The organism is Flavobacterium sp. 270 (assembly GCF_004368785.1).
GTDB lineage: Bacteria > Bacteroidota > Bacteroidia > Flavobacteriales > Flavobacteriaceae > Flavobacterium.
In genome coordinates this window covers 1594168-1616475 of the sequence record NZ_SODM01000001.1, presented here as the reverse complement: position 1 = coordinate 1616475, position 22308 = coordinate 1594168, and the positions used below count along the sequence as shown (strand labels likewise).

Sequence of the window (22308 nt, the reverse complement as noted above, 5' to 3'; positions counted from 1 at the left end):
AAGTCAGGGAACGAACGAGATGCTTGTTAATGTAAATTATTTCTTATATTATTGCGAAAAAATAAATGAGCAGAAAATATAAGTTTGGAGAAAAAACAGGAGCTTACTTCATAAGCTTTGCTACTGTTTATTGGATAGATGTATTTACAAGAGAAGAATATTTTGGAAATATAATTGAATCATTAGATTATTGTCGTAAAAATAAATCTATGGAACTTTATGGTTATTGCATTATGCCGAGTCATATTCATTTAATTTTCAGATCATCAAATGGAGATCCTTCAGGTCTCATAAGAGATTTTAAAGGATTTACTTCTCGAAAAATGCTTAAAACAATTGAAGAAAATCCGCAAGAAAGTAGAAAAGAATGGATGCTTTGGATGTTTGAAAGAGCAGGCAAAAAAAGCAGTAATGTAAAATTTAGGCAATTTTGGCAGCAGAATAACCAACCCATCGAAATTTGGTCTTTAAAAGTCTTTGAACAGAAATTAAAATATATTCATAATAATCCTCTGGAAACAGGTTTTGTTACTAATCCTGTAGATTGGAAATACAGCTCAGCAAGAAATTATGGCGATAATGATCAAACTGTTTTAGAAATTGATATTAATTGATAATCGTTGCGGACACGAGCGTCTCGCTCATGCACGTAATAAATAAATATTTTTAGGTTTTGCTTTTGTTCTTTTTTACTAAAACAGACAGATTTAATTTCCAAGATCGAGCTAGCGAGGCTAATGTTATAACGGAATTATTGGTTCAGCATTTTGATAATATTCAAAACCAACCCATGTGAAATCAGTCTTATCTGGATTACCTATATCTTCAGGAGAAATATCGGATTGATAAAATATCTCATCATATATCATATATAAGGTTCCATCATTATTGATATAGTCAAATTTATATTTAAGTTCTCCATTTTCATAATAGTATTTTTCTGTTTCCTCTGGGATAAAAACATTTCTTTCTAATTTATATCTACAATAGCAAATAGTTTTGTCAATTGAATTATATACTAAAATTCTTTTATATGCCAATATACTATTATTATAACTTAAATATTCCTTAACCTTATGGCCATTAACTAAATGCTCATATTCAAATGAAACTCCAGGGTTTGCCAACAAAATAGTATCTATTTGAGATTGAGAAGTAACATAAAAAGAAGTATTGATCAATAATCCATTTTGATATCTTTCTTCTTTAAAAGGTAAATTATTTTCTAAGAATACTTTATAATATTCTTGAAGATTATTTACCTGTGAATAACTTATCTCATTACCAAGATAGTTACTGTATTTAATAGATGTGCTCATATTATTTTTATTATAATTTTATATATGGTGGGATATCAAAATTGCTATCCTTAATAATTATTGAAATATTTAAACGTTGCCTCCCACTAGCGTGTCTTGTCCTAAAATAGGTTTACACAAAAGTGTAAAAATATGGAAAGATATTCAAAAAGAGCATCATCAAAATGGCAGTCTAAGTACAGTGAAGAATTCCCCCGCTAGCGCGAGCGTCTCGCTCGTGCCCGCAACGATGAATTCAGAATTAAATTTACGACAATTCTTTGCGGGCACGAGCGAGACGCTCGCGCTAGCTAGCAGGGATACTGTCAAAAATAGAAAAAGAGACCTAAAAGTCTCTTTCCAAAATCAATATATCTTTAAAAATAATTATTTAGCAATCAATTTCTCAAGTCTAACAATCATTTCATCTTTCTCTTTCAACATACGCTCAAACAAAACAATTTTCTCTTCGTGAAGTTTTTTCAACTCTTCGATAGGATTGAAGTTAAATGTAGAATTTGGATTTCCAACGCAAGCATTATCTCCAAAAGTATTAGAAATAACATTCACCGCTTGTTCTTCATCAAAATTCTGAAAAGCTTCCACAGGAATTTTCAATACAGCTGAAATTTGTTTCAGCAAACTGTCTTCAATTACATCTTTCTGCTCTAGCATAGAAATTTTCTTTTGGTTCCAGTCTTCGCCCAGATTATAAGCTAATGCTTCCTGCTTTATGTTAAGCATTTCTCTAAAACGTTTTACGTTTCTTCCCTGATGTATTTTCTGTTCCATAATGAATATCAATTTTTCTAAAAGCTCAAAGATAAAGCCATTTGGCTTAAAAATCCTGAGTTTCAAAGATAGAAAAATATCCTAAAAAACAGTATTCCATTTGTCAGATATTATATCCGAAAAATACTAAGATTGATATTGGTTATAGTTATAACAATAAAAATTAATGGCTCGTAATTGATAAAAAGCAAATCATAACAGACGCAGACTTTAGCCAATCAAAAAAAATATTTAATTTTTCTTCACTACTAATTATAATTATTCTAAATAAAAAGTAAATTTGACCAATAGCAAATGAATTAAGTAAAAGTCAAATTTATAGTTTCTTCTAAAGTTTTTTTGCTAAGTAAAATAATATAGGTAAGAACTCTTTTAGAAAATGAATAAAAAATTGAAAAAAAGTATTGGCTGGCTTCATCTTTGGTTAGGTCTTGGCTCAGGTTTAATTGTGTTTATAGTGGCTTTAACGGGAAGCCTTATGGTTTTTGAAAAAGAAATTGACCAATTTATAAACCCCGAATTTTACACTGTAACTTCAATTGGGACTTCTAAAAAAAGTTTAGATTATTGTATTAATGTTTTGGAAAAAGACTATTCCATCAAAAAAATAAGCAGAATAAGCACCTTCAATGATCCTGCCCGTACGATAGTTATTTCTGGAAAAAACAAGGATAAGGAATCACAGATTTTCTCTATGGATCCCTACACGGGAAAAGTATTAGGTACTGTTTTACAAAGGGAAAGATTTTTTTCAATTGTTTTATCACTGCACAGACAGTTGTTACTTGGGGATGTAGGAGAAATTATTACCGGAATTTCCTGTTTGATTTTTGTATTTATGTTAATTTCCGGCCTTATATTATGGTGGCCAAAAAAAATAAAAAACCTAAAACAGCGGTTGAGCGTAAAATGGAGCGGTTCATTTAAAAGAATCAATTGGGATTTTCATTCGACTTTTGGTTTTTACAGTTTTATATTTTTATTGATTATTTCTTTGACAGGCTTAGTGTGGTCTTTTAAATGGTTTGAAAAAGGAGTTTATTTTATGGCCGACGGAGCTGTAAAAAAGGTATCGTTAAAAGTAGAAAATCCAACTAAAACAGACCCAAAACTTGATCATACTGCTTTTTATCAAAATATTTATAACAGCACAGATAGCATTTTTCCTTACAAAGGAAATATTCAAATCAGGATTCCATCAGATACCATTAACAGCATACAAGTATTAAAGGAGCATTTGGATATTGCAATTCCAGATCAGTCAAGTGCTGTGTATTTTGATAAATATACCGGCAAAAATATTGAAACAAGACCTTATGCAGCTTTCAGTAATGGAGATAAGGTAAAACGTCTTGTATATCCTATTCATACAGGAAGTGTTTTTGGTTATCCAACTAAAATAATTGCCTTTTTAGTTACACTTTTTGCCTTAACACTACCCATAACAGGATTGATTATCTGGCTGGGAAGGAAGAAAAAAAAATCTAAAGTTTGATCTAAGGATAAAGTAGGCAGATGAAGTATTAAAATTAAATTCAAATTATAATCAGTACTTAATTTAAAGTGATATTTTTACGAATCAGATATTAAACTGATAACGTTATCATCTTTAAAATTATAATTCATGTCTTTACTGATTCTGATTGCAAGTATTCTTTTATTGCTGGTTTTAATTTCGGGTGCAAAAATCAACGCTTTTCTGGCCTTAATTATCAGTTCTTTTTTTGTCGGAATTTTAAAAGGAATGCCTTTTACCGATTTAATTAATTCCATTCAAGTTGGAGTAGGGAGTACTTTAGGATCTTTGATCTTAATAATTTCATTTGGCGTTATTTTAGGAAATTTGCTTTCTGATAGTGGTGCTGCCCAACGAATCAGCTCAGTATTGATTAACGCTTTTGGTATTAAATACATCAAATGGGCAATGGTAATTACGGGTTTTTCTGTTGGAATTTCCATGTTTTACAACGCCGGTTTTATTATTTTGATTCCGATGGTTTTTGCAGTAGCTAATACAACAAAACAGTCTGTAATTTATCTGGGTATTGCAATGGCTTCGGCACTTTCTATAACACATGGTTTTTTGCCTCCACATCCAGGTCCAACAGCAATTGCAGTTATTTTTAAAGCAAATATTGGCAAAACACTTCTTTATGGGCTATTGGTCGCAATCCCGGCACTTTTAGCAGCAGGAATTATTTTTCCCGAGTTTATAAAAAAAATCAATGCTTTTCCGCCAAAAGGTTTATTTGAAAGTAAAACATTTACAGAGAACGAAATGCCTTCTTTTGGAATTAGTATTCTAACGGCATTGGTTCCGGTTTTTTTAATGGCAACAGCAACATTTAGCGAATTAGCATTGCCGGAACAAAGTTCTTTCCGTCCTGTTTTATTATTTATAGGAAACCCTTTAACGGCAATGTTAATAGCGGTACTTTTCGCCTTGTTTACATTAGGTATTTTTCGCGGAAGAAAAATGCAGGACATAATGGATAAGTCTGGTACTGCATTGAGTGCTGCGACAATGATAATTTTAATAATTGGCGCAGGCGGTGCATTCAAACAAGTATTGATTGATAGCGGAATAGGAACAGATTTAACGAAAGTGTTTGAGAATTCTTCGCTTTCTCCTTTGTTTTTAGGATGGCTTATTGCGACTATTATCCGAATTGCTTTGGGATCTGCCACAGTTGCCGGATTAACTGCAGCAGGAATTGTTCAGCCTTTAGTAATAGCTTCGGGTGTAAGTCCCGAATTGATGGTGCTTTCTATTGGTGCCGGAAGTTTAATGTGCTCTCATGTTAATGATACTGGATTTTGGATGTTTAAAGAATATTTTGGTATCAGCGTTTCGGAGACTTTTAAAACCTGGACGGTTATGGAAACAATTATTGGAATTATGGGATTAATTGGAGTATTGATACTGAATATATGGATCAAATAAAAAATAATAAATCATTTTACATCGGAATTGACATTGGAACAACGGCAACAAAAGCGGTATGTTTTGACTTAAATGGAAATGTAGTAAAACAGCTTTCGCATTCTTATCCCATGTATCATCCAAAACCGGATTGGAGCGTACAAAATCCGCAGGAGATTTTAGAGACGGTTTTAAAGTGTATCAGCGAAATTACAAAGGATATACAGCCTCAATTTATCAGTTTTAGCGCAGCAATGCAAAGTATTATTGCAATTGACAAAACCGGAAAACCGCTTACAGATGCTATTTTATGGGCAGATAACAGAGCAACCGCAATAGCCGAAAAAATTAAAAATGCTGAACAAGGAAAAAGTTTCTATAAAAAAACAGGAATTCCGATTCATCCTTTTTCGCCCATGACGAAAATTGCTTGGTTTAAAGAATTTGATCTTGAAATTTTTTTCAAAACATATAAATTTATTAGTATAAAGGAATATGTATGGCATCATCTTACCGGAGAGTATGGTATTGATACTTCAATGGCTTCGGGTACTGGATTATTGAATATCCATACTTTAAGATGGGATGAAGAAATTCTTGATTTATTGCAAGTAAAATCAGAACAACTTTCAACAATATATGAGGTTACGCATCAGGCTAAAGGTATTTTAGATGGTTTGTTATATATAATAGGCGGTGGAGACGGCCCTTTGGCTAATCTGGGTACCGGAGCGATGAATGAGGGATTTATAGCTTTAACAATTGGCACAAGCGGAGCAGTACGGTTACCTATAGACCAACCTTTTGTAGACGAGCATATGCGAACGCAATGTTACCATTTGCATGGAAATCAATATCTTTCATTAGGAGCTGTAAATAACGGTGCTATTGTGCTGCAATGGCTGAAAGAGACTATTTTAAAAACAAATGTTTCTTACGAACAACTTTTTGAAGAAGCAGAAAAAATCCCTGCAGGTTCTGAAGGTTTGCTTTTTGTGCCTTATTTGCTGGGAGAAAGAGCTCCAATTTGGGATGCATCTGCACAAGGTTCTCTTTTGGGAATGCAGATTATTCATACGCAGGCACACTTAGTAAGGGCAACTTTAGAGGGTATTTTATTTGGGCTATTTCAAATTACAGAAATTTTATTGCCTGATTCTCAAAAAAGAGAAGAAACAATAATTATGGCGAGTGGCGGATTCGGAAAAAGTGAATTATGGCTGCAAATTGTAGCAGATATTTTTCAGATGAAAGTACAGACATCGCAAACTATTGAAGGTTCTGCGTGGGGTTCTGTTTTAATAGGCATGCAATCGACAGGAATTATTGTCAAAAATCAAAATAAAATAGAAAAAACGTATTTCCCAAATACTGCTAATACAAAAGTATATGCGGATTCTTTTAATAAATTCAGTAAAGTGTATAATTTGCTAAAAGAATTTTAAGAATGAATTGAATCAAAAAGGCTTTAATTTTAGAAAAGATATCTGTTCTAACTTATGAAGTTAAAAATGTCTTTTTTAAAAAATCGATTTTTTCCTGACCTCTTCTAAATATTACTTTGTATTGGAAAATTAAACATTCTATTTAAAATATTATATATATTTTTATGAACTGATATGAATTGACTAATAGACAAATAATATGAATTCTCAAGACCACAAAAACGAAATAAGCCGACGCAGATTTTTACAAAACAGCGCAAAACTGGCAGCTGCTGGAATTTACATAAACCTGTTTGGAATGCCTCAATTATTTGGCAATACCCTAATGGATAACGATGTTGTTGCGGAAATTACGAATGTTAAGCTTAATAACGGCATAAAAATGCCCATGCTCGGATTTGGAACTTATGGACTTAAAGGGGACGTATGCCAGCAATCTGTAGCCGATGCTTTATCAGTTGGTTACCGTCTTATTGATACCGCAAAAGTCTATGGTAACGAAGAAGCGGTAGGCAAAGGAATAAAACAAAGCGGAGTTAACAGAAAAGATCTTTTTGTTACCTCAAAATTATGGGTTGATGATGCCGGTTATGAAAATGCTAAAAAAGGTTTTGAAGAGACACTGTCAAAATTGGGACTTGAATATCTGGATCTTTACCTTATACATCGTCCAAGAGGTGATGTGAAAGGATCATGGAAGGCAATGGAAGAACTTTACAAAGCAGGAAAAATCAGGGCAATTGGTATAAGCAACTTTGATTCATACCAATTAGCAGATCTTTTGTCTTATGCTCAGGTAAAACCAGCTGTAAACCAGATTGAGACACATGCTTATTATCAACAGGGCAGTGCATATAAAGTGCTAAAAAAGCATAATATCCAGATGGAAGCTTGGGCACCTTTTGCAGAAGGCCGTAATGGACTTTTTACAAACGAAATATTTTCTCAAATTGCTAAAAAGCACGGCAAGACTGTTGCCCAGGTAAATCTTAGATGGCATTATCAGCGTGGTATTGTTGCCATTCCAAGATCTTCACAAAAAGCACACATTGTAGAGAATCTTAATATATTTGATTTCAAACTCGATCAGGAAGATATGAGTAAAATTGAAAAGCTTGACTTAAATAAAACTCAGTTTCCGGAATGGAGTTAAAACATAAAATACAAGTCCAATCTATTTAAAATTAAAAAATCCATTTCGAAAGAAATGGATTTTTATTTTGGGACTTGGGGCAAATTTTAATTCATTATCTAATCTTTAATAAATTTAATAGTTTTTTCTTCTCCTTTATTTTGGGTAAAAATTTTAATAAAATATACATTTTTAGCCAAAGCCTGAATGTTAATTTTATGATCTCCATTCAATGTCTTTTCTAGCAATATTCTTCCGTTTATATCAAAAATAACAATTTTGTCAATTTCAATTTCCGAATTTAAATACAGCATATCTTTCGCAGGATTTGGGTATAATCTCAATGCTAAATCAGGTTTTATAGTATCATTAAGAGACAAGAGCGGATTATACGCTTTGACAGCCAATGAGGTTGGCGATTCACAACTGCCTGAGGTTTGAGTAGCATAATATGTTGTATCATTTATGATTATTGTGCTTAACGGAAGCTCATTAACATGATTGGATGCATTTACTGCCGTGGCATACCATTTAACATTTTGACCGGTAACTAGTAAGGCATTCAGATCATTTCCGGCGTTAAAACTCTGGATAGCATCACCAGTCGGAGAATCAACTATATTTGGCTCTGTAATTGTCGCAGAAACTGTTCCAATACAGCCTTTAGAATCAGTTATTGTTACATTGTAAGTTCCCTGAGGAAGATTTGTTCTGTCTTCTGTGTTTGCAGCTCCATTCCAGTTGAATGTGTATGGAGAAGTTCCTCCCGATGGTGTAAGGTTGATGCTTCCGTCAGATTCGCCATTGCAGCTCACATTATTTACAATTACAGTACCGCTTATTGTTGGAACTGTTATTGTTGCAGTATTGGAAATCGCTGCAGGACCACAGCTTCCGGAGGCTAATAACCGATATTTGTAGTCATTTAACAATGTTGAAACTTTAATAGTCAGCGTATTTGTAGTTGCTCCTGAGTATTGTGCGGCGTCTGATATATCAATGAAACCTGATCCCGTATTTACCTGCCATTGATAAGTTGAAGCATTATTTGCAACGGCAGTAAAAGTGGCGCTTTCTCCACTACAAATTGATTTGGAAATTGGTTGAGTCGTAATTTTAGGCGTAGGATTTACGGTAATTGTAAATGTTTTTGAAGTACCCTGGCAAGAACTGCCTCCATTGGTATATTTCGGTGTAACAGTTATAGTGGCCGTAATAGGTGTATTGGTAGTGTTAGTAGCTATAAAAGATAGAATATTCCCAGTGCCGGAAGCTGCAAGACCTATTAATGTATTGTTATTTGTCCAGGAATAGGTTACGGGGATATCGTAACCCAACTGTATTTTTAGACTTTTTGCCATACCGTTGCAAGGATCTCCAAAATTATTGTTGGTAGCTGCAAGATTAAAAGAATTTTTGCCCAAAGCAGCATTCGATACTACGGTAGTGCTGTTGGGTGAATTACAAGTGCCTAAAACAAAATTACCGCAACTTCCAACAGGATTTCCATAACTGGCAAATAGTATATCATTAAATATAGAACCTGGAGGAGCAGTGAGGTTTAAGATGTCTCCTTCATTGACATTCCCGCACATTATCCCTTTATTAACAGGACTGCTAAAATTAACTGCATTTACTGAAGAACCATTACAAAGTATTTGGTTATTAATAACATTAACACTAGGTATGGGATTTACATAAACATTTTTTGTTTGTGAAGCTGTTACACTCCCATTACTTGCTGTTACGGTATAAACACCTGAATTAACCTCAGTAGCGTTACCGATACTTGGATTTTTAAGTGATGAGGTGAAACCATTCGGGCCTGTCCAGTTGTAGGAAGCACCGCTGGTTAAGCCTGCAAAATCTGACGTCAGATTTAATGCGCTCCCTGTACATGGAGTATTGGCTGTCACAAAAAGTGGTAGTATTTCTACAGCAAAGCCCCAATTACCATTACCTGAATTTTGTATTTTTAAAGTAGTGATTCTGGGTTGTGTAATGGTTAACGTACCGGAGCCATTTATAAAATTACCACCAGATATACTGCCTTGTGCGGTTCTGCTGCCCTGATTGCAGGAATTACCATAAGAATAGGAGGACAGGTTAGAAGCCTGTAGATTATAAGGATTGTCATTGACTGACACTGCGATATTTTGTGTAATTGATGAAGATCTATCCCAATCGACACCATAAATGCGTACGCCGGCAACAGGAACATCAAAAGTAAAGGTAAAATAGCCATTATCCTTTTCTGTCCAGTTTATTCCCCAACAACCGCCTAAACCTGTAGTCCCAGAATAATTAAATCCAACCTTGACATTCCCTATAGTATATGTCCTGGAGTGTTCCATTGTGGAAGGGTGTAATAGGGTTGTGTATAAACTTTGTTAGCAGAAAATACAAAAAAGAAAAGTATTAAGATACAAGAGTAGTGTTTTTTCATATAAGATTATTTTATTTTGCTTACAATTGCCTTTCCTCTAATTCGTAAATTTCGTTGGACCCATTGTTATCAGATAATTGAGATGCTCTTTTTGTCATGTATTTTAGATTTCCTAAATTTTGAATATAATATTGATTTACCTTTCCTTCAACTTTGATTAATTTCCATTTTTGGTTAATACTTTTAACCTCACTCTTCATAGTGATGATATGATCAGAAAAATATTGATTATTCTTTTTGTTTTTTATTGCGAAAATATCAATGCCGTCATATTGGCTTTCAAAGTAAAAATCACAATTCGACTTTTTATAATCGCTGCTCATTTTTGTTGCATGATCTGTCCTGTATTCATTATTGGCTATATTTTTTATAGACTTAAGTTGAGAAGGAGGTAACGGGGGCAGATTAATCAGCTTTTTAAGATATGGATGACCTTGATTACTAACGTATGCCCATTTATTATTTCTGATTTTGTTTGTAGCAATTGCACTAAATGTACAAGTCAGGGCTTTTTCCCAAAGATCTGGATTGTTTACTTCGTAAACGCGTGTAATTAAATTGTTAGTGCTGTATTTTTTTATCATATCGTTCCATTTATCTTTCTTTTTTATATCAAAATTGAAAAATATACGGTTACCAGTTGTTGGAGGAGCTTCTTCTTCCGCACCATTATCACTAAAACAAAGTCTGTTAGTCAATAAATCAGATGAATCAGCATAAGTTTTTTTCCAATCCGGATTACCTGTCAGGCAGAAAATAATTTTTCCGGACATTTGGTCAATTTGAGGCCAGCCTTTCTGAACTACAAATGAGCATAAATCATTGAAAGTATCTCCGTTTTCTTTTGGTTGAGATGAATATAATATTCCAGGTGTATATATGATTGATTTATCAAAATATTTAGTCAAATACTGATCTATTCTGTCGCCAAAATCCAAATAACCGCCTTCACTGCTTTTGATATCTATATATACAACAATAGGCAAATGATTTGGATTTGTGTTATGCCAGCCAAATATGTAACCTAACCATTCATCAAGATGAGGTGCAGTAGTATTCCCTAACGTATGAGATACCTTAAAATACCCGCTGGTAATTTCACCATTTTCATAATCCTTCGATTGCCTTATGATATCAAGTTCTATAGCCATACAACCACTTTGATAAGGCTCGTTCGGATCAAAATCTAATTGATCGGAAATGGTCTCATTACGCTCATAAGAGTTATGTGAAGCTTTAAAAGAAATTTCACCAAAAGTTAAAGAAGTAGAAGTTTTCATCTGTCTTAAGTATTAGGTTAGTTTTATTTGTAGTTTTAAAACTATTGCTTTCTAATCTAAACTTAAAATAAATGTTCTGAAACGCCATTTTTTTGTTCTAAAACACAATCAAAACTTTTTAGAGATTTTAAAAACCCTATCTTCTAAATATAATTTGTCGTTTACAATTTTTGAAATATGATACGGATTTACAGCAACACTGCGGTTAATTCTTTTAAAATATTTAGATGGAAAAACTTCTTCAAGATAAGTCATCGTTGTTCTCAGAATCTGATTTTTACCCGATCTCAAATGTATCTCAACATAAACATGATCAGCTTCAGCAAAGAGAAAATCTTTCGACTGAAAATAATAAACCTGTTTTCCCAGTTCAATTTTAAAAATAGTGTCCTCATTGGCCAAAGCAAGTTTTATTGCAGTAATCAGATTAACACTATCTACTGGTTTAGAGAGATAAGCTGACGGTCTGAGATTCGTTATTTTTTCAAGAGTAACTGAATCTGTCAATGCTGTAGTAAAAATAAAAGGAATGGAAATCGTAGTATTGATAAAGTCTGCTAAGTCAAGGCCCGTTTTATCACCGGAAAGGGAAATATCAATCAGAACAAGATCAAACAATTTATGAGACAAGAGAATTTTTGCTTCTTCAAAGTCATGCGCGATTTGGGAAACGAAAAATTTATCCAGCATTTTTTTTAATGAGAATGCAATTAAAACTTCGTCTTCTACAATTAATATTCTGCTATTATGTTCACTCATTTGGAAATAGTATATTATAACTCGCTTTTTCTCTTGTATAACTGCCTTTTAATTGTTTAACCATCCCTTCAATAATAAAAAGTCCTAAAGAATCTTTGTTATTTTCAAAATTAAAAACGGTACCGTTATCAGAATAATTTAATTCAACTGTATTTTTATCCGTTTTTCTAAGCGCGAGATGTACAACAAGGTTCTTAGTTCCTGAGTCAGCATGTTTTATAGAATTTGTAACCAATTCATTTACAAGAAGTCCAAGAGATAAAACTTTATCAACATTAAAATAAATTAGTTCAATATCATTTATATAATTGAACGTTCTTAATGTACTGTTTTGATGGTATTCGAGTATTTTATTTATATAATCAGGGGCTTCAATTAAAGCATTGTCATTATAATTAACATTGTAAGAATAAAGCTCATGTGCAATATTTATTGTTTTAATACGCTGATACAAATCATCAAACCTATTTTTGTAATTTTCATTTTTTGCCTGATCTTTTTGAAAATCAATCAAGCTTAAAATAACGGCCAGATTATTTTTAACGCGGTGATTCAATTCCTGAACAAGGAACTGTTTCTCTTCCACATTATTTTTTAGTGTTATATTATTCTCAGCGATTTTTTGTTTTTGGATTTCAATTTTTCTTTTGTTTTTTGCAATCTGCCATGTAAAAAAAGCTAAAATAATAATCAATATAAAAAGTATGACATTGAGAAATCTTGTGGTTTTAATATCTTTTTGAAGCAATTGTTTTTCAGTTTTTTGCTTCTCAAAATTATAGGCTATTTCAAGTTCTTTAACTTTAAGATCCCTTTGCTCACCATTGTATTTTCTGAATAATTCTGAAGCAATTTTATAATAATACAATGCAGAATCTGCTTTGTTCTGTTTTTCCAAAATATTGCTTTTCATCTGAAAAACATCCGCCTTATAATCCAAAACATTTGATTTTGATGAAATAGCGATAGCAGAATCCACATAAACATTAGCCATTTTATAATTATCCCTGGAAAAATAAAAATGGCTGAAATTGCAATACATTGAAATAACCGCTTCAAAATGATTCAGTTTCTTGTATAAATAAAGTGAACGATGGTAATGCAGTAATTCAGCTTCGGGATTTGTTTTTCTATTACCAAGTCCTAAAATCAGTTCTACAACTGGCATATTTACTTTATCATCTACAGATTCGGCATACTTTTTTGCTTGAATAGCGAGTTCATATGCTTTATTAGAAAAACCATTTACTCTATAATATGAAGATTTTCTAATAAGGAAATTGGTATAATTCTTAACTTTAAGTTCCGGGTGTTTTAAAAGTAGAGCTTCGGCTTTTTGTAATTCTGATAAGCATGATTTATTCTCTTCATTAATTTCATATATAAGCGCCCTTTCAACATGAATTTTCAGTTTTTGCTCTTCTGTAATCTGAGAGTTAGCTATAAGATGCTGAGAAAGTTTAAAAGCTTCATCATAAAGTCCAAATTCAGTTAGAATTTTAACCTTTATGACATCCAGGTCATTTTTTTCTGCGTCATTATAGCGTTCCCTGTTTTTATTAATGATTTCTAAAGCTTTTCTGAAATCAGAATAAACTATTTTGTGTTCAAGATCCTGCTTCAACGATTGAAAAGAATTTTGACCAAAAGATAAAAACTGTATTAATATCAGAACTAAGCTAAAATAAATTCTCACCGTTAATTGAGTTTGGATAAAATTCATATTTAATCTGTTAAGCAGATTATTTTTTACATTTCAAATATAGTGGTTTCACCTAATTTCTATACGAGAAATGTTCTGAATTACGCATTGTTTGTTCTGAGTTGATATATATATATTTAAACCAACATCATTCATTTAAGTAAGATATTGAAAAACTTTTTACTTTATTAGACTTTTTAAAATAAGAAATTCATCATGTACAGCTGTATAAAAGAAAAGTCCTGAAAATCGTTTGATTTTCAGGACTTACTGCTTGTTTTAGGCTTTTTTTATAACTTGAAAAGGTTGTTTTTAAGGCTCTCAGCGGAGAAAGAGGCTCCGCCACCTGTATCGTAAGCACCAGCAAACACTGGGGATCATGTTATGTCAAAAAAACAAGGGCACTAATAGGGCACTCTTAAGATTCTTGGGTCTATTAACCTCTGTAAATGTAGGAAAAAAAATCGAGAAATAGGCGGAGAATTTCGAAAAATAGACCTGATTCTGAAAGTTAGTTTTTTTATTAATTCCCAATGTATCATTGATAAGATAACCGGCATTCATAGTTATCTATGTTTAAGTAAAAATTTCAAACAATATGGATCTTATGTTTTTTTCTTTTTTGAGTATCGTGAAAACTGTTTTCTTAGTTTTTATATTAGCTAGCACGAAATTTGAACCGGTGACCTCAGGGTTATGAATTCTATTTGTTGATTTTTAATATGTTTATTATTTTTAACTTGAGATTTTTTTGAATTTTGGTTTTATATTGTTTTTGTGCTTTCCTCACTTGAGCTGAGAGGTTAAATTGCTAAAATAATCGATATTACTAATTTGATTTAGTACGACATTATAGAGTATTTTACTGTTTCACAATTCAATTTTTGGGTAAATTCAAGCATGATATCCTAAATTAAAATTTGAATTGATGATTTTTATTCACCATCACCAAAACCATCTAAACCTTCATTATCATCTAAATCATCAAGATCAATTGATCCAGAGGATTGTATTTGTTTTAAAACCTTATCAATTTTATCTAATGTATCTATTAAATCTTTTACATAATCGGATTCTAAAACATCAGTGATTCTTGTACTTAAATCTTTTAAAAATACATTAGCATCTCCAATTTTAGAAAGCATATATTCTGGGTCAGAAATAAAATTTTCAAAATCGAATTCAAAACTTTTTATTAAATCAACAATTGCTTGAATTTGTTCCCTTACTTCTGCAAATTCTGCAGAGACTTCAACTTTTGCTTCATTTAATGCAGCCGTTTCTGCTTCTAATAATTCTGTAGCCTCAACTGCTTCAGCACCTAATCCAAGTTCTGCGGTATCGGTTAATCCTTCTTTAACTACTTCGTTCGTTACTTCTTTTACAGATTCTTTGATTGTCTCTTTCCCAACTTCAGTAGCTAATGTTGTTATCGGTTCTATGGCCATAATTTTATTTGTTTATTATTTGAATATCAATTTTTGACTTTTTATAATTGAAAACATAGATGTTTTCGTAAACAGATCTATTTATATTTGCAAGGTGTTTTAGTACAAGGTGTTTAATTTCCAAAGTCTCAATACTGTCAAATTTAAACCATTTTTTCTCTAGTACATTTGTGAATAATTGAAGCCATTTTTCCTGTTTTTCAACATCAATATTGCAATTAATGATTTTTAAAATCATTTTTATTTCGAGCAATTCATATAGTTTTTTAGCAATTTCATTTTCTGTAAAAGAATTATGTTTAACGTAAAACACAATTTCTTTGAAAATTGGATTTTTTGAAAGTAAACTTAACTTTTCAATGTCTAATTCTTTTCCTAATCTTTTAGAAACAAGTTGCTTTGAAATAAATATTTTAGCATTTTGTAAATTTTCGGATGTTGATTGGTAGTCAAATTTCTGTTCAGTATCTTTAAAATGACTAAACTTACATAACATTGCTTCTTGCCAATCATTTTGATAAACAGCTCCAACGCCTGTTTTTAATTTTGCTAATTCATTAATTTGTAATTCATTTAAATTCATTGCTTTTCCAACCAATTCACGGTCTTCTTGCGATGGTAATCGTAAACATATTTTTGTATTTGTATTTCTAATAGCTGAAGGGTCTAATAGGCCAGGAGCTTGATCTGCCAGTATAAAACCTTGCCCGAAAGTTCTCATTTCGGCAATAGCGTTCGAAATCATTTCAACGGATTTTCCTTGTAAATTTGAACTTCCTTGAGATTGTTCAGAATTGGTTCTCTTTAATAGATTATGTGCTTCTTCAATGATGGTAACATGTTTTAAAGCACTATTGTTCCCTGATCTTTTGGCAATTCTATACTCTTGCAATTTCATAAATATAATTCCCATTAGAAGCGATTTCGTTTCTGAGGAAGCAACTCTTGACAAATCAATAATTGTATTTTTATCAAATAATTTTTCAGAGGTAATTTCAGTATTAGTAAAAACAGGTCTTAATAAACCGTTTGTCATACTTCTTATACGAGTAACTAACGCTCCTGTATAATTATTTTTAATTTCCTGACCATAATTGCTTTCTTCAATTAATTTAGGTAAGACATCTAATAAATCGCTAAAATTGGGAAAGCTATTTTCTTTAATTAAATTTTTGGATGCATCTAAGTCCCAGCCTTTTTTTTGATAGACTAATTCAATAGCTTCTTTTAGAAAAGCAGGCATAGCTGCTTCCATAGACCAACATGCATTAAGGATTTCTATAAATCGATCTATATGTTCATAAATATGAATTTCTGATGGAAAACTAAAAGGATTTATTTTTAATAACTGACTATAATATGAATTAGTGCTAAATACATTGACATCGTTTCTATTCCCAAAAACATCTTTATATTCGCCTTTTGCAGGCTCAATTACCATAAACTTGATTTTCTTTTTTAATAATTCGTCAAGTATCTGATAGGTTAGATTAGATTTTCCAGAACCTGTGCTTCCGGTTACAAATAGATGCCCTGTTAGTTTGTCGATATCTAAATTGAAATTGACTTTGTATTCTTTTTCATAATTAAATAAATTTCCAATTTTAATTGCAGAGTCAAGGTTAGAATTTTTTAAATTGTTTCCAAAAGCAGCTACTTCTATAACATCCAATCCAATAATAGATTTTTGAGCAGGACATAACTGTATGGTTAGTTCATCACTTGTTACAATTGTTCCTAACGAATTTCCGTAGTCAGAATTATTAATTTGGATAAAAGGGAGTTCATAGTTTTTTAAATAATTAGAAACCAAGTCGATTTCGTCTTCTTTTTTTATAAAAGTTTTGATAGCTGATTTCTCTACTCTTGAATCTTCTCCTTTAATAATTCCACTGTAAATATTAGCAGCTACAACACTGTTTTGAGGTTCAGTTGATAGAAAATAAATCCCTACATTCCACAAACCAATATTTTCTCCTTTGTTAAGTCTTTCAAATTTTAAATCTAAATTCTCTAACAAATTGCTTATGGTTTTGCTTTCTCTTGTAAATTGAAAGCTTCTGGATTTTCCAGTAGTTTTTGATGCAGAATTATTTTTACTTGTACTCTTATTTTCAGAATTATTTTTACTTGTTGTTTCAGATTCGGTTTCAGAACTTCCGCTAGTATTATTAATAGATTTATATCCTTTCAATGTATTCAAAATGGATTTTAGGATATGGGGATTTACGGTTTCGTTTTTTGAATTATTAGTTCCTTTGGATTTTGTATATGATATTGATGAACCAATTGTTTCACCAATTGTATCAGTTATTCCTTCTGTAAAAGCATCGGATTCATTTTCTCCGATGTTAAAAGTTTGTTCTTTCAAGCTAGAAAGCTCGGTGTAGATATTTTCAAAAATAGCTTTGGCAACTTCATTTTCTTTTGAGCTAATTGGATCGGCGATAAAAAGTGCAGAAAATGGTTTTCCGTGCATTCCTTTTACTAGATTTTCAATTCCTTGGATAAAATTCTCATCCTCACTATTTTTTAATGAAGGCACTCCTAATACTGTTGAAATCTCGGTAATTTCTTCGAATAGTTTATTTCGTAAAATTTCTATTTCTGGAGTTTTTAAGGTTTCATCATTTTTAAAAGTTGTACCTGGGAAATTTCCTTCAATAGAACCTTTCAATACTTTTAGGCTTTTTGCTGCATCACTGTCTTTTTTAATTCCATAATATAGATCGCATTTTTTTCCATCTGAAATTAATTTAATAATGATAGTTGATTCTAATGAATGTAAAGAAGAGTATACTGAGGCAAACTTATCTACAATGCTAATATCGTTTTCATAAACAAATTTGGTTAAATGTAATAACCGAATAGAGGTGTTAAGATTTATTTCTTTAGCTTTTGAGTCTTTCGGTAAAATCTGATAATCATTTTTTATTAAATAACTTTTAGATAGTAAATTGGATAAATAAGTGGAGATTTCTTCAGGTATTGTGGTAGATATATTTTCCATATTATTTTAAACATTTATATGCAACCGCCGCTAAAACAACAACCACTATAGTTACCATGACAATTTGCTTTTTATTTACTGTAGCTTCTGTATTAGTTTCTTCAGCGATTTTTGATTTCGAAAGCTGATGGTATAATTCAATTACTTTATGGAGTCTTTGCTCAGAAAAATTATCTAAAAGAAGAGCTTTTTCATAAGAATAATAATCCTCAACAGTTGTAAGTTCAATTTCTAATGGAAAATAAATATGCTCTTCAAACTTAAAATCGCTATTCTCAGTAGCATAATCAATTGCTTCATTTATAAGTTTCTTTTCTCCATTAAGAAACATGATAAGTCTACTCAATTCTGATTTTATGTTAAATACATTGTTTAAATTTACCTCATTTATGAAGTTTGAAAAATCTTTATAATTAACCATTATTCGTTTCAATATTTAAAATTATTTTTTTGTTTAATTCTAAATCAAACAGTTGTTGCTGAATTTCATTCCTTTTTTTCTCGCTCATTGCTTTTACTTGGAGTTTTTGGCCATATTGATTCCTCTTTTCTTGAAGTTTTTCTTCGATTAGTATTATTGTCCTAAAACCGTTTTCTTTAATTTTTTTAACATTGTTTCGCAATGATAACTTTGCTTCATTTATTTTGTTTTGAATTTCGTTTTGAAGAGGTGAGAAAATTTCATTATATACTTTTGTACCATTAATGTATGCTACATTCTCATAAATAGGAGTTTTTTTCTCTGTTCCAAATCCGAACCATCTAAACCAAATAGATGATTCATCTTTATATCCTTTTAATACTGATGATTGTTGTTCATACTTTCTTTGATTTATCAATAATTTTATTTCACTAATAAAATTATCAGTATTATTTTCAGATATTGGAGCTTCTTGGATTAATTTTGAAAAAGTTTTTCTGATAATTTCATTCATATTTTTTGAGGACTCATTAATAGAATCTTCACAATCTGCTTTTATTGAGGTTTCTAAACTAATTTTTAAGTTCGTAAATATATCTTCTGATTGGTTTTTTAAATCCAAAAAAATTTCCTTTCTTATTTGATTCGATTTAAGCAACATATTTATTTTGTCAAATTCTTTATCAGTTTGGAGCTTTAATTTGATAAAAAAAGTTTCGTTAAATTTTAAATTTGTAATTTCTTCATGAAGATTTTTTTTTTGATCATCATATTTCTTATCTAAAAAATCTTGAAATTGGATTAATTCTTCATATTGCTTATTTATTTCTGCATTAGAGTTTTTTAATTCCCTTTTATTGATAGAAATTACATGATCTAATAAAGGAGTTAATATTTCTAATAATTGATTTATTAAATAAGATTTATGATTGTATTTAATATGTTGTTCTAAATAATATTTTAGTGAGGAAAAACCAGAGTAGTGAAATGAAGCCAACTTATCACTTTTAAGTGCATCGTTGTAAAATTTTTCTTTAATATATTCAGGAATAGGTGCGTCCTTAATAGTGTTACACCCAATGTAATCATCAGCAGGATCAGGAAGCATTTTTTCTCTAAAATTTCTTAAATCACTTTTTTCTGATCGGCTTAAATTTTCAAAGTCTCTTGTAGCCAAATATGCAAATTTTGAAGAAACAGGAAATATTTTTGCATTTTTTATTCCATTACTTTCCAAGTATTTTCTACAGTTATTTAAGACTTCTTCTATTTTTTCTTTTTCAGGGTCTAATCCATCGATCTTATTTAAAACGAATAAGATTCTATCCAATGCATTTTTGCCTTGATTTTCTAAAGTATTTTTTATTTCACTTAGTAAATTTTTATCGTCATGTATTCCTAAACTCGTTGCATTTAAAACATAAAGAATTAAGGCATTTTTATTTTTATTTTTAATTAAATCGTAAGTGATTTCCTTGTGTTTGTGGTTTGAAGAATTGTTTGGGCCTGGAGTGTCAATCAAAACCACACTCATGCCCTCCACATTAATATTCTCAATGGGGCTCTCAATCTTTATTTTCAAATACCGATTGTTACCTTTGTCATTAAATTCAGAAATTATTTGAGAATTTATTTCTCCTTTTTTTTGTATAATTTCATTGTTTTCATCTATCACCTCTCCTGTGATAATATCGAATTCACTCTTTTTAACCTCGCAAATGGTTGCAGTACAGGCCTCATTTTTTGAGGGCATTAAATTTTGTCCAATAAATGTATTTAATAAGGTGGATTTACCCGCACTCATTGTAGCTATAACCACAATTGGTACTTCGTTATTTTCAAGTATATTGGAAAAAGAAGTAAGATCATAATTTCGAATCGTATTTTGAATTAATTCACTTTCATTTTTTTCAAGTAATTTTATTATTCTTTTAATATCCTCAAGCTGATCTTTCGTTCTAAAAGAGAAGTTTCTTTTATAGTCATAATTGAACTCTTCGATTATATTTTTTATTAAAATAACATTTTTATCTGAACCTTCAAAATATATAGTAAAATCATCGTTCAATTCTTCGTGAAGTTTTAATAAAAAAACTGCAAACCAAGTTTCAATACTATTTTTAGAATTATTTTCAAAAATTAAATTTTTGCATTGGGATGCTACACCAACTTCTTCATACAATTCGTTTTCAATTTTAACTTCTTGGGTATCATTTTTATATATGATTTTTATACAATTTTCGCTTTTAGTTAATCCTATATTATTTTGGTTAGAATTGATAGAGTCAGTATTTATATTCATTTTTATTTTTATTTTTTAAATTATTCAAAATGTCCGCATCAGCTTTTTTAAAGTAACCAATTTTCCACAATTCCTTTTCTTTTAGATCATTTGATAGTTTAGAGCGTTCTGAAGTGATTTTACCACAATTTACTACTTCGGCAATTTACTCATTGCTGAGAAGTTGTCTATAGGTCATAAAAATGGCTTCGGAAGAGCGTATTTGCTCTAAACCTTAAGACTTTCTTCTATAAAGTGTTTCTCATTATAGCAATCGTGGTAACCAAGGAAAATCATTAAATCCTCGTTTTAAGATTTATAATTCCATTAAGGTTCTTTTCTGAACATTATATCAATTTCGGTACTGCAGTAGGATCTGTCAATAGTTATCATTTTGATTTTGGTATTATTTTCAAATATAAATTTTTCTTGTTAAATTATTTATAGTTTTCCAAGGCTTTTTTTATCTCTTTTTTGACCTTCTCAGCTAACCATTTTGGTTCAATAACTTTTACTAAACTTCCATACTTCAAAACCTGCTGGTTAAATTCAAAATTGGGATGAATATGTAATTCAATATCAAAAGTTTTTTCATTATCAATTTTGATTTGTTTTTGAGAATGATGCAAAGGCAGTGACTCAACGTAAGGTCTCTGTGAAATATCAAATGAAAGAATAACTTTTTGCAATTCATGATCAACATAGTTAAGTCCGACAACATTCCTAAACTTGTCCATTGCTTCCTCAGTCTTTTGCTTAAATTTTTTGTTACCGATTGTAATATCTTTCAATCGATCAATCCCAAAAGTACGGTACCCTTTTTCAGTCTCTCCAACAACATACCAGCGATTTTGATATTGTTTCAAAAAGTAAGGCTTTAGAGTATAATTTTCTTCCTTTAAATGATAAAAACTAAAATGTTTAAAAGTAATGGGCAATGCTTGATGGATAGCTTCTAAAATCGTCTTGAAATTTGGCGTGGCTGAAATTGTAGCTTTATTTTCGAATTCAATATATGCCAAAGCATTATTGGTCTCGTTAAAATTAGACCTGATTAATTCAGCTGTCGCAAGAATTTCGACATGACTTAGAAAAGAATCAATAGTGGCGGATTTCTCATCATCTAACCAATAACTTGAAGTGGTCCTGTTGAGTTTAATAATGATACCGTATTTTTCATTCAGCAACTTTATATCTCGTTGTAATGTGCGTATAGATATTTTGGAAGTTTCCTTCGCACATATCTCTTTTATTAATGCATTACGATGTACCGACGAGTATTTTTTTAAAGTCTCCACTAAAATTTTGGTGCGATAAACCTGAGTTGCATTTAAATGTGTTTGGTTGTTTTCTTTCATATTTCAAAAGTAT

General features: G+C 31.0%; 16 protein-coding genes. 5 read left to right on the top strand and 11 right to left on the bottom strand.

Annotation, left to right across the window (positions count from 1 at the left end):
• Positions 1-65: 65 nt before the first annotated feature.
• Entirely contained in the window at positions 66-614 is a 549-nt protein-coding gene (locus tag EV144_RS07025) for an REP-associated tyrosine transposase (RefSeq protein ID WP_134147373.1), read from the top strand.
• 126 nt (positions 615-740) lie between these two features.
• Here EV144_RS07025 and EV144_RS07020 read toward each other — a convergent pair whose 3' ends face one another.
• On the bottom strand, positions 741-1319 hold the full coding sequence (locus EV144_RS07020; RefSeq protein ID WP_134147372.1) for a hypothetical protein: 579 nt from the start codon (positions 1317-1319) through the stop codon (positions 741-743).
• 366 nt (positions 1320-1685) lie between these two features.
• On the bottom strand, positions 1686-2090 hold the full coding sequence (locus tag EV144_RS07015) for a helix-turn-helix domain-containing protein (RefSeq protein ID WP_134147370.1): 405 nt from the start codon (positions 2088-2090) through the stop codon (positions 1686-1688).
• 379 nt (positions 2091-2469) lie between these two features.
• Between EV144_RS07015 and EV144_RS07010 the strand changes: the two genes are divergently transcribed.
• The 4 genes from EV144_RS07010 to EV144_RS06995 all read left to right on the top strand — a co-directional run bounded on the left by EV144_RS07010 (position 2470) and on the right by EV144_RS06995 (position 7611).
• Positions 2470-3585, top strand: a complete 1116-nt coding sequence (locus tag EV144_RS07010) for a PepSY-associated TM helix domain-containing protein (RefSeq protein ID WP_134147368.1) — start codon at positions 2470-2472, stop codon at positions 3583-3585.
• Positions 3586-3714: 129 nt separating this feature from the next.
• Positions 3715-5034: a gluconate:H+ symporter gene (locus tag EV144_RS07005; protein WP_134147366.1), complete on the top strand. Its 1320-nt coding sequence runs from the start codon at positions 3715-3717 to the stop codon at positions 5032-5034.
• Complete coding sequence (locus EV144_RS07000) at positions 5022-6458, top strand: gluconokinase (protein ID WP_134147364.1); 1437 nt, start codon at positions 5022-5024, stop codon at positions 6456-6458. Before EV144_RS07005 ends, EV144_RS07000 begins: the two co-directional genes overlap by 13 nt.
• A 199-nt stretch (positions 6459-6657) precedes the next feature.
• Positions 6658-7611, top strand: a complete 954-nt coding sequence (locus tag EV144_RS06995; RefSeq protein ID WP_134147362.1) for an aldo/keto reductase — start codon at positions 6658-6660, stop codon at positions 7609-7611.
• A 98-nt stretch (positions 7612-7709) separates the two neighbouring features.
• Here the strand turns inward: EV144_RS06995 and EV144_RS06990 are convergent, their stop codons facing one another.
• From EV144_RS06990 to EV144_RS06950, 9 genes are all read right to left on the bottom strand, one after another.
• Positions 7710-9944 (bottom strand): T9SS type A sorting domain-containing protein, encoded by a 2235-nt coding sequence (locus EV144_RS06990; RefSeq protein WP_134147360.1) that lies wholly within the window; start codon positions 9942-9944, stop codon positions 7710-7712.
• A 112-nt stretch (positions 9945-10056) separates the two neighbouring features.
• Positions 10057-11316: a Ca2+-dependent phosphoinositide-specific phospholipase C gene (locus EV144_RS06985; RefSeq protein ID WP_134147359.1), complete on the bottom strand. Its 1260-nt coding sequence runs from the start codon at positions 11314-11316 to the stop codon at positions 10057-10059.
• Between the two features lie 108 nt (positions 11317-11424).
• The gene (locus EV144_RS06980) at positions 11425-12075 is read right to left on the bottom strand and encodes a response regulator transcription factor (protein WP_134147357.1); all 651 of its coding nucleotides are present in this window, start codon (positions 12073-12075) and stop codon (positions 11425-11427) included.
• A complete protein-coding gene (locus tag EV144_RS06975; RefSeq protein ID WP_134147355.1) occupies positions 12068-13798 on the bottom strand; it encodes a sensor histidine kinase in 1731 nt (576 codons plus the stop codon). The genes EV144_RS06980 and EV144_RS06975 overlap by 8 nt, the downstream gene beginning before the upstream one ends.
• A gap of 914 nt (positions 13799-14712) precedes the next feature.
• Entirely contained in the window at positions 14713-15225 is a 513-nt protein-coding gene (locus tag EV144_RS06970) for a hypothetical protein (protein ID WP_134147353.1), read from the bottom strand.
• A gap of 4 nt (positions 15226-15229) precedes the next feature.
• Positions 15230-18235 carry an ATP-binding protein gene (locus EV144_RS06965; RefSeq protein ID WP_134147351.1) on the bottom strand — a complete coding sequence of 1002 codons (3006 nt, stop codon included), beginning with the start codon at positions 18233-18235 and terminating at the stop codon, positions 15230-15232.
• Position 18236: 1 nt separating this feature from the next.
• Complete coding sequence (locus tag EV144_RS06960; RefSeq protein WP_134147349.1) at positions 18237-18656, bottom strand: hypothetical protein; 420 nt, start codon at positions 18654-18656, stop codon at positions 18237-18239.
• Positions 18649-20958, bottom strand: a complete 2310-nt coding sequence (locus EV144_RS06955; RefSeq protein ID WP_134147347.1) for a dynamin family protein — start codon at positions 20956-20958, stop codon at positions 18649-18651. The genes EV144_RS06960 and EV144_RS06955 overlap by 8 nt, the downstream gene beginning before the upstream one ends.
• A gap of 416 nt (positions 20959-21374) precedes the next feature.
• On the bottom strand, positions 21375-22295 hold the full coding sequence (locus EV144_RS06950) for a helix-turn-helix transcriptional regulator (RefSeq protein WP_134147345.1): 921 nt from the start codon (positions 22293-22295) through the stop codon (positions 21375-21377).
• Positions 22296-22308 lie beyond the last annotated feature (13 nt).

What these genes read in the sequence shown, in the direction of transcription:
- EV144_RS06980 (WP_134147357.1), bottom strand. Translation starts at nt 12,075, where the DNA reads ATGAGTGAACATAATAGCAGAATATTAATTGTAGAAGACGAAGTTTTA.
- EV144_RS06970 (WP_134147353.1), bottom strand. Translation starts at nt 15,225, where the DNA reads ATGGCCATAGAACCGATAACAACATTAGCTACTGAAGTTGGGAAAGAG.
- EV144_RS06990 (WP_134147360.1), bottom strand. Translation starts at nt 9,944, where the DNA reads ATGGAACACTCCAGGACATATACTATAGGGAATGTCAAGGTTGGATTT.
- EV144_RS06985 (WP_134147359.1), bottom strand. Translation starts at nt 11,316, where the DNA reads ATGAAAACTTCTACTTCTTTAACTTTTGGTGAAATTTCTTTTAAAGCT.
- EV144_RS07025 (WP_134147373.1), top strand. Translation starts at nt 66, where the DNA reads ATGAGCAGAAAATATAAGTTTGGAGAAAAAACAGGAGCTTACTTCATA.
- EV144_RS07000 (WP_134147364.1), top strand. Translation starts at nt 5,022, where the DNA reads ATGGATCAAATAAAAAATAATAAATCATTTTACATCGGAATTGACATT.
- EV144_RS07010 (WP_134147368.1), top strand. Translation starts at nt 2,470, where the DNA reads ATGAATAAAAAATTGAAAAAAAGTATTGGCTGGCTTCATCTTTGGTTA.
- EV144_RS06995 (WP_134147362.1), top strand. Translation starts at nt 6,658, where the DNA reads ATGAATTCTCAAGACCACAAAAACGAAATAAGCCGACGCAGATTTTTA.
- EV144_RS06965 (WP_134147351.1), bottom strand. Translation starts at nt 18,235, where the DNA reads ATGGAAAATATATCTACCACAATACCTGAAGAAATCTCCACTTATTTA.
- EV144_RS07005 (WP_134147366.1), top strand. Translation starts at nt 3,715, where the DNA reads ATGTCTTTACTGATTCTGATTGCAAGTATTCTTTTATTGCTGGTTTTA.
- EV144_RS07020 (WP_134147372.1), bottom strand. Translation starts at nt 1,319, where the DNA reads ATGAGCACATCTATTAAATACAGTAACTATCTTGGTAATGAGATAAGT.
- EV144_RS06955 (WP_134147347.1), bottom strand. Translation starts at nt 20,958, where the DNA reads ATGAATATAAATACTGACTCTATCAATTCTAACCAAAATAATATAGGA.
- EV144_RS07015 (WP_134147370.1), bottom strand. Translation starts at nt 2,090, where the DNA reads ATGGAACAGAAAATACATCAGGGAAGAAACGTAAAACGTTTTAGAGAA.
- EV144_RS06975 (WP_134147355.1), bottom strand. Translation starts at nt 13,798, where the DNA reads ATGAATTTTATCCAAACTCAATTAACGGTGAGAATTTATTTTAGCTTA.
- EV144_RS06950 (WP_134147345.1), bottom strand. Translation starts at nt 22,295, where the DNA reads ATGAAAGAAAACAACCAAACACATTTAAATGCAACTCAGGTTTATCGC.
- EV144_RS06960 (WP_134147349.1), bottom strand. Translation starts at nt 18,656, where the DNA reads ATGGTTAATTATAAAGATTTTTCAAACTTCATAAATGAGGTAAATTTA.